This is a genomic window from Mycobacterium sp. ACS1612, assembly GCF_001667505.1.
In the GTDB taxonomy this organism is placed as follows: domain Bacteria; phylum Actinomycetota; class Actinomycetes; order Mycobacteriales; family Mycobacteriaceae; genus Mycobacterium.
Genome location: NZ_LZHZ01000018.1, coordinates 116,514 through 129,142, shown reverse-complemented (window position 1 = coordinate 129,142; position 12,629 = coordinate 116,514). Strand labels below are relative to the sequence as shown.

Annotated in this window: 15 protein-coding genes and 1 pseudogene; 14 read left to right on the top strand and 2 right to left on the bottom strand. The window is 64.0% G+C overall.

Features of this window, described 5'->3' with window-relative positions:
• The first annotated feature begins 2 nt into the window (after positions 1-2).
• The 14 genes and pseudogenes from rpsF (at position 3) to A5724_RS06305 (ending at position 11,002) form a co-directional block, all read left to right on the top strand.
• Complete coding sequence (gene rpsF, locus A5724_RS06365; RefSeq protein WP_067797947.1) at positions 3-293, top strand: 30S ribosomal protein S6; 291 nt, start codon at positions 3-5, stop codon at positions 291-293.
• A gap of 80 nt (positions 294-373) precedes the next feature.
• Positions 374-880 carry a single-stranded DNA-binding protein gene (locus tag A5724_RS06360; RefSeq protein ID WP_067797944.1) on the top strand — a complete coding sequence of 169 codons (507 nt, stop codon included), beginning with the start codon at positions 374-376 and terminating at the stop codon, positions 878-880.
• Between the two features lie 42 nt (positions 881-922).
• Positions 923-1,177 carry a 30S ribosomal protein S18 gene (gene rpsR, locus A5724_RS06355; protein ID WP_067797941.1) on the top strand — a complete coding sequence of 85 codons (255 nt, stop codon included), beginning with the start codon at positions 923-925 and terminating at the stop codon, positions 1,175-1,177.
• 19 nt (positions 1,178-1,196) lie between these two features.
• On the top strand, positions 1,197-1,652 hold the full coding sequence (gene rplI / locus A5724_RS06350; protein WP_067797938.1) for a 50S ribosomal protein L9: 456 nt from the start codon (positions 1,197-1,199) through the stop codon (positions 1,650-1,652).
• Between the two features lie 483 nt (positions 1,653-2,135).
• Positions 2,136-3,947, top strand: coding sequence for a replicative DNA helicase (dnaB, locus tag A5724_RS06345; protein ID WP_067797935.1), 1,812 nt, complete (start codon positions 2,136-2,138; stop codon positions 3,945-3,947).
• A 70-nt stretch (positions 3,948-4,017) separates the two neighbouring features.
• Positions 4,018-4,803 carry a hypothetical protein gene (locus tag A5724_RS34420; protein WP_232004735.1) on the top strand — a complete coding sequence of 262 codons (786 nt, stop codon included), beginning with the start codon at positions 4,018-4,020 and terminating at the stop codon, positions 4,801-4,803.
• The gene (locus A5724_RS34415; RefSeq protein WP_232004723.1) at positions 4,698-5,330 is read left to right on the top strand and encodes an LAGLIDADG family homing endonuclease; all 633 of its coding nucleotides are present in this window, start codon (positions 4,698-4,700) and stop codon (positions 5,328-5,330) included. The genes A5724_RS34420 and A5724_RS34415 overlap by 106 nt, the downstream gene beginning before the upstream one ends.
• Positions 5,331-5,337: 7 nt before the next feature.
• Positions 5,338-5,487, top strand: a pseudogene (locus A5724_RS33625) (replicative DNA helicase); the annotation flags it as partial.
• A 185-nt stretch (positions 5,488-5,672) separates the two neighbouring features.
• On the top strand, positions 5,673-6,671 hold the full coding sequence (locus A5724_RS06330; RefSeq protein WP_067797926.1) for a substrate-binding domain-containing protein: 999 nt from the start codon (positions 5,673-5,675) through the stop codon (positions 6,669-6,671).
• Position 6,672: 1 nt separating this feature from the next.
• On the top strand, positions 6,673-7,683 hold the full coding sequence (locus tag A5724_RS06325) for an ABC transporter permease (protein ID WP_067797923.1): 1,011 nt from the start codon (positions 6,673-6,675) through the stop codon (positions 7,681-7,683).
• Positions 7,680-8,462 carry an ATP-binding cassette domain-containing protein gene (locus A5724_RS06320; RefSeq protein WP_067797920.1) on the top strand — a complete coding sequence of 261 codons (783 nt, stop codon included), beginning with the start codon at positions 7,680-7,682 and terminating at the stop codon, positions 8,460-8,462. The genes A5724_RS06325 and A5724_RS06320 overlap by 4 nt, the downstream gene beginning before the upstream one ends.
• On the top strand, positions 8,440-9,360 hold the full coding sequence (locus tag A5724_RS06315) for a PfkB family carbohydrate kinase (RefSeq protein ID WP_067797917.1): 921 nt from the start codon (positions 8,440-8,442) through the stop codon (positions 9,358-9,360). Before A5724_RS06320 ends, A5724_RS06315 begins: the two co-directional genes overlap by 23 nt.
• Positions 9,357-10,007 carry a nucleoside/nucleotide kinase family protein gene (locus tag A5724_RS06310; protein WP_067797914.1) on the top strand — a complete coding sequence of 217 codons (651 nt, stop codon included), beginning with the start codon at positions 9,357-9,359 and terminating at the stop codon, positions 10,005-10,007. Before A5724_RS06315 ends, A5724_RS06310 begins: the two co-directional genes overlap by 4 nt.
• A 5-nt stretch (positions 10,008-10,012) precedes the next feature.
• Positions 10,013-11,002: a LacI family DNA-binding transcriptional regulator gene (locus tag A5724_RS06305; RefSeq protein WP_232004733.1), complete on the top strand. Its 990-nt coding sequence runs from the start codon at positions 10,013-10,015 to the stop codon at positions 11,000-11,002.
• A 356-nt stretch (positions 11,003-11,358) separates the two neighbouring features.
• Here A5724_RS06305 and A5724_RS06300 read toward each other — a convergent pair whose 3' ends face one another.
• On the bottom strand, positions 11,359-11,748 hold the full coding sequence (locus A5724_RS06300) for a RidA family protein (protein WP_067797908.1): 390 nt from the start codon (positions 11,746-11,748) through the stop codon (positions 11,359-11,361).
• Positions 11,749-11,924: 176 nt separating this feature from the next.
• A complete protein-coding gene (locus A5724_RS34145) occupies positions 11,925-12,038 on the bottom strand; it encodes an FAD-dependent oxidoreductase (protein ID WP_232004722.1) in 114 nt (37 codons plus the stop codon).
• Positions 12,039-12,629: the final 591 nt, after the last annotated feature.

The following is a 12,629-nucleotide window of genomic DNA, read 5'->3' as shown; positions in this document are numbered from 1 at the left end:
TTATGCGTCCATACGAAATCATGGTCATCCTCGACCCCACTCTCGACGAGCGCACCGTCGCTCCGTCGCTGGAGACGTTCCTCAACGTCGTCCGCAAGGACGGCGGAAGTGTCGACAAGGTCGACATCTGGGGCAAGCGCCGGCTGGCCTACGAGATCGCCAAGCATGCCGAGGGCATCTACGCCGTCGTCGACGTGAAGGCGGAGCCTGCGACGGTGTCCGAGCTCGACCGTCAGCTCAACCTGAATGAGTCCGTGCTGCGGACCAAGGTGCTGCGGACCGACAAGCACTAGTCGGAACGGCGTGTGCGCGTCGGAGTGCTTCCGTAGGCTCGCCTGCGACTGCCGCACACGGCCAACTCCAGGAGGAACTCGTGGCTGGTGACACCACCATCACCGTCGTCGGAAACCTGACCGCCGATCCGGAACTGCGCTTCACGCCGTCGGGTGCGGCCGTTGCGAACTTCACGGTCGCGTCGACGCCGCGCATCTACGACCGCCAGAGCGGGGAGTGGAAGGACGGCGAGGCGCTGTTCCTACGCTGCAACATCTGGCGGGAAGCGGCCGAGAACGTGGCCGAGAGCCTGACCCGTGGGTCGCGGGTGATCGTGCAGGGCAGGCTCAAGCAGCGCTCGTTCGAGACCCGTGAGGGCGAGAAGCGCACCGTGGTCGAGGTCGAGGTCGACGAGATCGGCCCCTCGCTGCGGTACGCGACGGCCAAGGTCAACAAGGCGAGCCGCAGCGGTGGCGGTGGCGGTGGATTCGGCGGCGGCGGCGGCGGTTCCCGCGGCGGCGGCTCGGAAGCCAAGCAGGACGATCCGTGGGGCAGCGCCCCGGCGTCGGGCTCGTTCGCGGGCAGCGACGACGAACCGCCCTTCTGACAACCAACTTTCAACTAGCAATACCCGGAAAGAGATAGACACATGGCCAAGGCCACCAAGCGGCGCCCCGCGCCCGAAAAGCCCGTCAAGACGCGCAAGTGCGTCTTCTGCTCCAAGAAGGGGCAGGCGATCGACTACAAGGACACGGCGCTGCTGCGTACCTACATCAGTGAACGCGGCAAGATCCGCGCCCGCCGCGTGACCGGTAACTGCGTGCAGCACCAGCGCGACATCGCGGTCGCAGTCAAGAACGCCCGCGAGGTGGCGCTGCTGCCCTTCACCTCGTCAACGCGGTAGAGCAGGACAGGACGAAAAGATGAAGCTGATTCTCACTGCAGAGGTCGACCACCTCGGTGTGTCGGGTGACATTGTGGAGGTCAAGGACGGCTACGGGCGCAACTACCTGCTGCCGCGCGGACTGGCGATCGTCGCATCGCGCGGAGCCGAGCGCCAGGCCGAGGAGATCCGCCGCGCACGTCAGGCCAAGGCGGTACAGGGCCTCGAGCACGCCAAGGAACTCAAGACCTCGCTCGAAGGTCTCGGACCTGTCGAGCTGTCCGTCAAGTCGGCGGGTGACACCGGCAAGCTGTTCGGTTCGGTGACGGCGGCCGACGTCGTCGCTGCCATCAAGAAGGCCGGCGGACCGAACCTCGACAAGCGGACGGTGCAACTGCCCAAGGCACACATCAAGTCGACGGGCACGCACCCCGTTGCTGTGCGGCTACACCCCGAGGTCGACGCCTCGGTGTCCGTCAACGTAGTCGCAGGTTAATTACCTCAGCGTCAATTCGGCCGGGTGAAGACCATGATCGATCTTCACCCGGCCGTTGCTGTATCTGTTGGCGAACATCTGGCAGGTTCTGACCCCAGCGAACCTTACGCGTTGTTAACCTGCCGGGCCCTTGCGCGCAACACAACACGCCCGAGACCGCAACCCGGGCCGACACGCCGAGGCAATTGTCATCCACAGGTATGAACCACGGTTATCGTGCGGCTATCTGCGTGAATGCACTGAACAAAGAGGTCCATACACAGGTTTTCCCCAACGACTCAACATGCCTGTCCAGACCTATCCACATTCCATCCACAACTTCATGAACAGGGCCACTTTGTAGGGGTCCTAGCAACGTCTAGCGTTGGCCGTCGCGGGCCGTTGTTCGAGGCTTGCCAGGGGGAATTGTCGGTCGACGCCCCTATAGTCAAGTGGCAGACTATCGAATGTACGTTCGATCTGTTGGAAGGGGTGAGCCGCTCCGTGGCTGTCGTGGATGACCTCGGCCATTCGGGTATGGACTCGCCGCCTCCCAGTGAGGACTACGGTCGGCAGCCCCCTCAGGACAACGCGGCCGAGATGTCCGTGCTGGGCGGCATGCTGCTGAGCAAGGATGCGATCGCCGACGTCCTGGAGAAACTGCGGCCCGGTGACTTCTACCGCCCCGCGCATCAGAACGTCTACGACGCGATCCTCGATCTGTACGGCCGCGGAGAACCAGCGGATGCGGTGACGGTGGCCGCCGAGTTGGATCGGCGTGGCCTGCTGCGCCGGATCGGTGGGGCGCCGTATCTGCACACGCTCATCTCCACGGTGCCGACGGCCGCCAACGCGGGCTATTACGCGGGCATCGTCGCGGAGAAGGCGCTGCTGCGTCGATTGGTGGAGGCGGGTACCCGGGTCGTGCAGTACGGCTATGCCGGCGCTGACGGCGCGGATGTCAACGAGATCGTCGACCGGGCTCAGTCGGAGATCTACGACGTCACCGAGCGGCGTACGTCGGAAGACTTTGTGCCGCTCGAGGAACTGTTGCAACCCACCATGGACGAGATCGATGCGATCGCGTCGCAGGGCGGTATCGCGCGAGGCGTTCCGACGGGCTTCGTTGAACTCGACGAGGTGACCAACGGCCTGCACGCCGGTCAGATGATCATCATCGCGGCCCGGCCGGGCGTGGGCAAGGCACTCAAGCTCGACACCCCGTTGCCGACGCCATCGGGTTGGACCAAGATGGGCGACGTCGCGGTGGGCGATATGCTGCTCGGCGCCGACGGCGAACCCACCAAGGTGGTTGCCGCCACCGACGTGATGCTGGGTCGGCCGTGCTATGAGGTCGAATTCTCAGACGGCACAGTCATTGTCGCGGATGCCGCACACCAGTGGCCGACGGGCTACGGGATCAGGACCACCGCGGAACTGCGCGCAGGTGTCGACACCATCGCGGCGGCCGGATCGATGGCGCGCTACCACGGCGCCGCGACGACCTTGATGGCGCCGGTGCTGCAGATCGATGCGGTGCGTCGGGTGCGGACGGTTCCCGTCCGCTGTGTCGAGGTGGACAACAGCGCCCACCTGTATCTGGCCGGCCGGGGCATGGTGCCGACGCACAACTCAACGCTCGGTTTGGATTTCATGCGCTCATGCTCGATCAAGCACCACCTGCCGAGCGTTATCTTCAGTCTGGAAATGAGTAAGTCCGAGATCGTGATGCGGCTGCTGTCGGCGGAGGCGAAGATCAAGCTCGCCGACATGCGGTCGGGCCGGATGACTGACGACGACTGGACGCGGTTGGCGCGCCGGATGAGCGAAATCAGCGAAGCGCCTTTGTATATCGACGATTCGCCGAATCTCACGATGATGGAGATCCGCGCGAAGGCTCGGCGGCTCTCGCAGAAGGCCGGATTGCGCCTGATCGTCGTGGACTACATGCAGCTGATGACGTCGGGCAAGAAGTACGAATCGCGCCAGCAGGAAGTGTCGGACTTCTCGCGAAGCCTGAAGCTGATGGCCAAGGAACTCGATGTACCAGTCGTGGCGATCAGCCAGCTGAACCGTGGACCGGAGCAGCGCACAGACAAGAAGCCCATGGTGTCTGACCTGCGCGAGTCGGGATCGCTAGAACAGGATGCCGATATGGTCATACTTTTGCACCGGCCGGATGCGTTCGAGCGTGACGATCCGCGCGGTGGTGAAGCGGACCTGATTCTGGGCAAGCATCGTAACGGCCCCACGAAGACGATTACCGTTGCGCACCAACTACATCTGTCGCGCTTCACCAATATGGCCAAGGCGTAGGCCGCGGCCTCTCGGCCGCAACAGATTTCGCCAGGCAAGCGGTGTAGGTAGGTCCCGGTAGCCTCCGGTCATGACCGGAGGGGACCATTCCAGTTTGGCGCATGACGGTCCGCCGCTACAGCAGATGCGAGTGGCGCGGGCAGACAACGGGTTCGAAGTTCCGCTGGACCAATTGGCGCAGGACACCGACCCACCGCTGCTGTGGTCGATCGGCGACAGGATGCGGCTCGCCAGGCGACGCATCAGTGGGCGCGTCGTGTCATCTCGGCAGGAGGTCTTCCGGTTGAGCCTTGCCTCGGGGCGTGAACTTGAACTCGCATCGGCACAACAAGTCCTGAAGGTCGACGGCTGGAAACCCGTGACTGAGTTGAGCGTTGGCAGCAGGGTAGCGGTTGTCCGCCGGCTGTCCGAACCGACCTGGACTACTCGGATGGACGATTCCGAGCTGATCCTGCTGGCGCACATGATTGGTGACGGATCATGCGTCAAGCGACAGCCGATTCGGTACGCGTCAATTGACGAAGCCAACCTGCTGGGTGTGACCGTTGCGGCCGCGCACTTCGGCGTGACAGCGATCCGCGATGATTATGCGGCCGCGCGAGTCACGACGTTGCGGTTACCCGCCCCGTTTCGGTTGACGCACGGAAAGCGCAATCCGATAGCGGAATGGCTGGATGGTCTCGGCCTCTTTGGTCTGCGCAGTTACGAGAAGTTCGTGCCCGCCCAAGTTTCGCGCTACCGCACGAGCAAGTGGCGCTGTTCTTGCGGCACCTGTGGGCAACCGATGGTTCGGTCCGCTGGGATGCCAAGACATCACAGGGCCGGGTCTACTACGCGTCGACCAGTCGCCGCCTGACCGAAGACGTGATGCAGTTGCTGTTGCGGATCGGGGTTCAGGGCAGGATTACGCGGACGACCAAAAAGGGCTATCGCGATTGCTGGTTCCTCAGCATCGATAGAGCAGCCAATCAAATCGCATTCCTCACCAAGGTCGGCGTGCACGGTGAGCGCGGCGTCAAGGCGAAGGAGGTCGTCGAGCAGCTCGCCGGCCGCACCCGTCGGCCAGGGACGGATACCATCCCCGTCGAGATCTGGAACCGCGTGAGAAGCGGGTTTGCGCAACGAAACTGGACCGATAAGGGCTTCGCGTTGGCGACGAACACTAGATATGACGGCGAAAGAATGTGGACGCATGCGCCCGGCAGATCGAGGCTGCATCGGTTGTCCGTCATATTGGAGGATCCGGTTTTACACGACTTGGCGACGAATGACATCTATTGGGACAAGGTGGTCGGCATTGTGCATTTGGGTGACCGGCAGACGTGCGTCATCGACGGAGCCGAGCGCTATCCCGTGATCGCCCAGGGCCTGGTAGTGCGCTAGCCGATGTTTGCGTCGACCGGATGCGTTCGAGCGTGACGACCCGCGCGGCGGTGAAGCGGACCTGATTCTGGGCAAGCACCGCAACGGTCCGACGAAGACGATTACCGTTGCGCATCACCTGCATTTGTCGAGCTTCACCAACATGGCCAAGGCGTAGGGCAGGTGTCGAGATGCGGCGAAGATTGACAAGCGGACCACGGCGAGACGGTCCTCGGTCCGATCGATACCCGGTTGAACTGCCCGGAAATTTCACGCAAGCGCATGCGCAAGCGCTTGCGTCAACTCTAAGCTCCTGCAGAGACGCGGCGCGACCGGCGTCGCTTCAGGCAACAGGGAGCTCACATGTTCGGAAAGGCCAACAAGAGCACGCTCACGGTCGGGACTGTCCTGATGGCAGGCTCGCTGGTTCTCGGTCTGACCGCCTGCGGCGGGTCGGGTTCGGACAGCGTCAAGGTCGGACTGGTCACCAAGACGGATTCAAATCCGTACTTCGTGAAATTGCGTGAGGCTGCGCAGGCGCAAGCCGACAAAGACGGTGCCCAGTTGGTCGCGGTGGCGGGTGCGTTTGACGGTGACAACGAAGGCCAGGTCACGGCCATCGAGAACATGGTCGGCCAGGGTGTAAAGGGCATCCTGATCACCCCGAACTCCTCCACTGGGGTGCTCGATGCGATCAAGAAGGCGCGCGACGCCGGTGTCGTCGTCATCGCTCTCGACACCGCGACCGACCCCGAAAACGCCGTCGACGCCACGTTCGCCACCGACAACAAGGCCGCGGGCGTGGCCCAGGGCAAGTGGGTCAAGGCGGCGCTGGGCAACACCCCGCCTCAGGTCGTGATGCTCGACGGCACGCCGGGCGGCACCGTCGACACCTTCCGCCACGACGGGTTCCTCGAGGGCTTCGGTCTCACCGAGAACTCGCCGGAGATCGTCGGCCGCGAGAACACCAACGGCGACCAGACCAAGGCCCAGACCGCCATGGAGAACCTGCTGCAGCGTGCGCCGGGCGTCAACGCGCTCTACACCATCAACGAGCCCGCGGCGGCCGGTGCGTACCAGGCGATCCAGTCAGCCAACCGAACAGGCCAAATCACCATCGGGTCCATCGACGGAAGCTGCACGGGTGTCGCGGATGTGAAGGCCGGAAAGATCGGCGCGACGGTCATGCAGTTCCCGGCGAAGATGGCCGAACTCGGCGTGCAGGCCGTGGTCAAGTTCGCCAAGGACGGGACCAAACCCAGCGGGTTCAACGACACCGGGTCCGAGCTCATCACCGACAAGCCGATGCCGGGGCTCGAGTCGAAGGACACCGCATGGGGCGATCAGAACTGCTGGGGCTGAGATGGCCGAGACTTCTGTGACCGCAACCGCTTCCGCGACGCCGCCGCCACCGGCGGTCAAGCGGTTCAACGTGGGGGCACTCCTGCGTGAACCGCTGGTGGGCCCGTTGGTGGCGCTCGTCATCGCGATCATCGTCTTCAGTTCGATCTCGAACTCGTTCCTCAACCCGCAGAACGTGTCGCTGATCCTGCAGCAGTCGGTGGTCGTCGGAATCCTGGCCGTCGGCCAGACGCTGATCATCCTCACCGCAGGCATCGATCTGTCGATCGGCGCGGTGGCCGTGTTCGGCACCATCGTGATGGCACAGACCGCAGGGGCCGGTGGACCGTTCCTCGCGCTGGGCGCCACGCTGCTGGTGTGCGTGGCGTTCGGCGCGATCAACGGCGGACTCGTCACCACCCTGCGATTGCCGCCGTTCATCGTCACGTTGGGAACGTTCACCGCGATACTGGCGGGCACCCGCCTGCTCGCTGGCAGCGAGACCTACCGCGTGGAGCAAGGGCCGCTCACGCTTCTGGGCACGTCCTTTCGCATCGGGTCGTTCGCGACCACATACGGCGTGGTGGCGATGCTCCTGGTCTATGCCGTCATGTGGTACGCACTTTCCCAAACAGCTTGGGGCAAGCACATTTACGCCGTCGGCGGCAGCCCGCAGGCATCCCAACTGCTGGGCGTCAAGTCCGGGCGGGTGCTGTTCTCCGTCTACATCGTGACGGGCCTGATCGCGGCGATCGCCGCATGGGCTGCGCTGGGTCGAATCCCGAACGCCGACCCGAACGCTTACCAGAACGCCAATCTCGAGACGATCACCGCGGTCGTCATCGGCGGAACCAGTTTGTTCGGCGGTCGCGGTGGCGTCGGCGGCACATTGGTGGGCATGCTGATCGTCGCCGTTCTCCGCAACGGCCTCACGCAGGCCGGCGTCGACAGCCTCTACCAGAACATCGCCACCGGAATCCTCGTGATCGTCGCGGTCGCGGTGGATCAATTCGCGCGTAGGAGGTCACAATGACCGGAGCGCCCGTTCTCGAAGCGCGCGGACTTGTCAAGAAGTACGGCAGCGTCACCGCGATCAACGGCGCCGACTTCGAGCTCCGCGCGGGCGAGGTTCTCGCGGTCATCGGTGACAACGGCGCCGGAAAGTCCAGCCTGATCAAGGCTTTGGCGGGCGCGATCGTTCCGGACGCGGGTGAGATCTTCATGAACGGCGAACCCGTGTCGTTCCGCAACACGCTCGACGCCCGGGCCGCCGGGATCGAGACGGTGTACCAGGACCTCGCGGTCGTCCCGGCCCTCGACATCGCCTCGAACCTCTATCTCGGCCGGGAGATCCGGCGAAAAGGCGTCGCGGGCAAGCTTTTCCGTCGGCTGGACATGCCCAGGATGCGCCAGGACGCCTCGCAACACCTCACGGACCTGAAGATCGGCATCAAGTCGGTCGGCCAGGCCGTGGAGACACTGTCGGGCGGGCAGCGGCAAGGCGTCGCGGTGGCGCGGGCCGCGGCGTTCGGCCGCGGCGTGATCATCATGGACGAGCCGACCGCGGCCCTCGGCGTGCGGGAATCCGGTCAGGTCATCGACCTGATCAAGTCGATTCGCGACCGCGGCATCCCGGTGGTGCTCATCAGCCACGACATGCCGCACGTGTTCGAGGTGTCCGACCGGATTCACATCCACCGGCTCGGGCAACGTGCGGGAGTGGTCGATCCGAAAAAGCGCTCGATGTCCGAGGTCGTCGCGCTCATGACCGGTGCAGAGGAGCCGACTGATGAGGAACGCGCCGGTCTCTGAGAGAACCCCCGTCGGGGTCTTCGTCGGCTTGGCGACCCTCGACGTGATTCACCGCATCGCGAAACCACCTGCAGTGAACGAGAAGATCACGTCGACCGCTCAGTTCGTCGCCGCGGGCGGGCCAGCCGCTATCGCGGCCGTCACCTTCGCAGCGCTGGGTGGCAACGCGATCCTCGTGACCGCCCTTGGCGACGATCCGGTAGCAGGGTTGGTCCGCGCCGACCTTGCTGCGTATCGCGTCAGCGTTGTCGACGCGGCCGCAGGGACGAGCCGAGCGGTGCCCGTCTCCGCCGTGTCGGTCGTCGAATCGACCGGTGACCGATCTGTCGTCTCGCTCGACGCCGTGGGCTCCGACGCGTCGCCCCCGACGAACATTGCTGATCTCGTGGCCGGTGCCGACGTGGTGCTCGTCGACGGGCACCACCCATTGATCGCCCGTGCTGCCGTTCGACATGCCGCAGCACGCGGGACCACACTCGTCGTCGACGCCGGCCGATGGAAACCCGTGATGGCCGACATCGTTGCGCACGCGACGGACATGGTGTGCTCCCACGACTTCCGAACGCCGGGCGCCGACACCCCGGAGTCCACCGCCGCGACGCTGGTCGGCAGCGGTGTGCGCACCGTCGTCACCACGCACGGCGGCGATCCCGTCCAGTGGTGGTCGGATGGCGAGTCCGGATCCGTGCCGGTGCAACCGGTGGCGGTGGTCGACACACTGGGCGCCGGCGATGTCTTCCACGGCGCATATTCCTACTACTCGACCCAGGCCGACAGCGGTGTTGCCGAGCGCATCGATCGCTCGGCTCGCGTTGCAGCACTACGGTGTTCGGTGGTCGGCCCGCGGGCGTGGCTGAGCAAACTCCCTAGTGAACAGACTCGGAAGCGAGAACGGTGACCATCGACCAGGATGTGCAGGATGTCACACTCGACCAGCTCGTCGAGTGGGCAAAGGCGCTTGTCGTTCCCGGCGAACGCCGCATCCTCGGTCTCACCGGTGCTCCTGCAGCCGGGAAATCGACCGTCGCAGAGCACCTCGTCACAGCCCTTGGTCCGGACGTTGCCGTGCTCGTCCCGATGGACGGCTTTCATCTGGCCAACGAAGTACTGCTCGACCTGGGGCGCCGGCACCGCAAGGGCGCGCATGACACATTCGACGACGGTGGGTATGCACGGTTGATCGCGACACTTCGGGCGCAGCGCGTGGACAACCCGGTCGTGTACGCACCGCGGTTCCGACGCGAGATCGAAGAGTCGATCGCCTCCTCGATTCCCGTCCCTGCCACGGTGCCGCTGGTCGTCACCGAGGGCAACTACCTCCTCCTGGAGTGCGACGCGTGGCCTACAGCGAGGGCCTCTATCGACGAAGTCTGGTTCCTGGCCCTCGACACCGAAGTTCGCCATACTCGGTTGCTGCGCCGCCACGAGGCGTACGGGAAGTCCCCGGAGGACGCGGCGCGCTGGGCTCTCGGACCCGACGAGCGCAATGCCCAGTTGATCGAGTCGACCGCGTGTCGCGCGGACCGGATCGTGCGTCTCCCGTGACCACGATGGGCGATGTCGCCCGGATCGCGGGCGTCTCTGCATCCACGGTCTCGCACGTGCTCAATGGCACGCGCAAGGTCAACACAGCTACACGCTTACGCGTCGAAGCGGCCATCGAGGCGACCGGTTACCGGCGCAACGTCGTCGCGCGTTCGCTCGCGGCCGGTCGCACGCACACGGTCGGGCTCTCGATCTCCGCGTTGACGAACCCATATTTCGGGAATCTGGTTCACGCCGTGGAACGGGCCCTGTCGGACGCCGGTTATGTGCTGGTCGTGGGAGATTCCCATGACGAAGTGGAGTCGGAGAAGCGCGTGATCGACTCGCTTCTGGACCGCAAGGTCGACGGAATGATTGTGGCACCTGCGGCCGGGTCAGAGCGGATCACTCTCCCCGAAATCACCCGCACGGGAACGCCGCTGGTTCTGATCGATCGCCGCGCCGACATCGAGTGCGACCAGGTCGGCTCGGAGAACTTCCTCTCGGCACGGTCGTTGACCGAGCACCTGCTCGACCTCGGTCACCGTCGGATCGCAGTCGTCCGCGGCCGTCCCGGGATTTCCTCCACCACCGAGCGATTCGACGGTTACCTCGCAGCGCTCGCGGATCGCGGTATCGTGGTCGACGCCGATTTGATCCTCGATGGTGACTCCAATATGGACGTGGCGGAACGCCAAGTGCGCGCATTGATGTCGGGTGAGGACCGGCCCACCGCACTAGTGTCGATGAACAACGCCATGACTATCGGAACGCTCAAAGCCATTCGTAGTCTTGGCTTGTCGGTTCCCGGTGACGTGGCGTTCGTCTGCTACGACGACTTCGAATGGTCGGATCTCTTCGAACCCAAGCTCACTGCGGCAGCGCAGGATGTCGAAACGATCGGCGCCACTGCAGTCCGATTGCTACTGGTCCGCGTTGAGGGACATGATGGGCCGCCGCAACATATTCAGGTCCCAACGACCTTCCATCACCGCAATTCGTGCGGATGCCCCTAACCCGCCCCGCGCCGCGCCTTCAGCCCTGTTTGCTCGGCGGAATCTCATTCCTAATGGCGGCTCGGCGGCGGAAGTCGCATCGAAATGGCGGATGGTTGCGGATGCACCCCTGATGGACGCGCCTTAATGCAGACCAATGCGCCCAGTGCCAGCAGGTATCCCTCAACGACCCACTGCTGCCGGCCCATTCCCGCGTGCGGCGGCGGGCGGCGCCAAGTTAACCACCGTGCTGTGTCGTTGTTGATGACTTGCATGACGAACTCACGAAAGCGTCCCCTTCTGGGTTTCCTTTTTGTCACCAGCGCGAGTGAGTATGCATGACAACGTGTTTCGTCGGCGCAGCACCCAGCAATCGATCACTTCGGCACGATGGCGATGGCTTCAATTTCCACCCGTAGGTTGGGCCACACCAGCCCGTCGATGATGCTGAACATGGCGGCGGGTTGGTGGGTGATCACCGACCTGCTCACCGACAGGTAGGCGGGCAGATGGTCACGGCTGGTGAGCCACTGGCGCATGTAGACGATGTCGGTGAGTTTTGCGCCGGCCGCCTCCAGTGCGGCTTCGACGTTGGCCCAGCACTGTCGTGCTTCGTCAGTGAAGTCCTCCGGCGGACTGCCGTCTTCGCGCAACCCGGGCGTTCCTGAGACGAAAATTTGTGTGCCGCCGCTGGATAGGGCCACTGCGTCGGCATAGCTGCCGATGTGCCTCGCTACTCCGGTGTAGATCGGGCTGAAGGTGGTCATCTTCGGACTCCTAACATGTGAGATTTCTATTCGCCCAGCGGACAGAGGCCCTTTGAGGGCCGATAATCCAACGGTGAAGGTATCTAGGGGGTTTCGCTTCGTATCCGTCCGCACCCATGTTCCGGGTCCTCAGTAATGGCAAGTTCGGACTCCTCGGCAAGCAGCAGATCTTAAACCTATTGATCCTCGACGAGCGCGACCGCGAGGCCTGCCGATGCAAGCTTGCGCACGGTGGCCACACCGCCCACCCCGCCGCCTACGACGACCACGTCGAAGTTTTCGACAGTCACAGCCGGGCTCCCTTCCGGTGGTCTGTTGCGTGGTGGTATTCGATTGCAAGTCAGGACATTTACGGGCCTAAGCGCACAGCGGCGCGCGGACACAGGTCTCCGGCGTTTCAGCACGCCGCTGTGCTGGGGTCCGTATCAGGTTCGCGCCTGGAGGGGTGAGCGGTCATCGCCCTGAGTACATGTTCACCCGGGTGATGCTGAATGTGTTCGTCTGCGGGGAAGGGTGTGGAGCACGGCGGGTTAGCGCAAGCCGAGTTTCCCTGCTCGCGTGACCGCTGCAGTGCGGCTGTCAACGCCCAGTTTGCGGGTACACGGCGCGTTGATGGGTTTTCACGGTGTGCGCTCGACGCCTACATCAAAATCATCGGCTAGACGACAAATCACGTCAGCTGCGTTTGAGACGCGAAGACTTACGACAGCAACCGAGGCGCGCTCACGCCTGGCGCTGGCCGCCTTCCAAGGCCTCATCATCGAATACTTCACCGCTGTGGATCCGGCATTCGTCGATGACACTATCACTCGGTCCGTCGACGAGTTCCTCTTGGCCCCATGGGAATAGCGTCTCTAGGTCGGTTTCGGCGCGGATAAGCT

Bases quoted from the DNA above. Each gene is read 5' to 3' on its own strand.
- rpsF (WP_067797947.1), top strand. From the start codon at position 3: ATGCGTCCATACGAAATCATGGTCATCCTCGACCCCACTCTCGACGAG.
- rpsR (WP_067797941.1), top strand. From the start codon at position 923: ATGGCCAAGGCCACCAAGCGGCGCCCCGCGCCCGAAAAGCCCGTCAAG.
- rplI (WP_067797938.1), top strand. From the start codon at position 1,197: ATGAAGCTGATTCTCACTGCAGAGGTCGACCACCTCGGTGTGTCGGGT.
- A5724_RS34420 (WP_232004735.1), top strand. From the start codon at position 4,018: ATGACCGGAGGGGACCATTCCAGTTTGGCGCATGACGGTCCGCCGCTA.
- A5724_RS06330 (WP_067797926.1), top strand. From the start codon at position 5,673: ATGTTCGGAAAGGCCAACAAGAGCACGCTCACGGTCGGGACTGTCCTG.
- A5724_RS06325 (WP_067797923.1), top strand. From the start codon at position 6,673: ATGGCCGAGACTTCTGTGACCGCAACCGCTTCCGCGACGCCGCCGCCA.
- A5724_RS06320 (WP_067797920.1), top strand. From the start codon at position 7,680: ATGACCGGAGCGCCCGTTCTCGAAGCGCGCGGACTTGTCAAGAAGTAC.
- A5724_RS06315 (WP_067797917.1), top strand. From the start codon at position 8,440: ATGAGGAACGCGCCGGTCTCTGAGAGAACCCCCGTCGGGGTCTTCGTC.
- A5724_RS06305 (WP_232004733.1), top strand. From the start codon at position 10,013: ATGGGCGATGTCGCCCGGATCGCGGGCGTCTCTGCATCCACGGTCTCG.
- A5724_RS06300 (WP_067797908.1), bottom strand. From the start codon at position 11,748: ATGACCACCTTCAGCCCGATCTACACCGGAGTAGCGAGGCACATCGGC.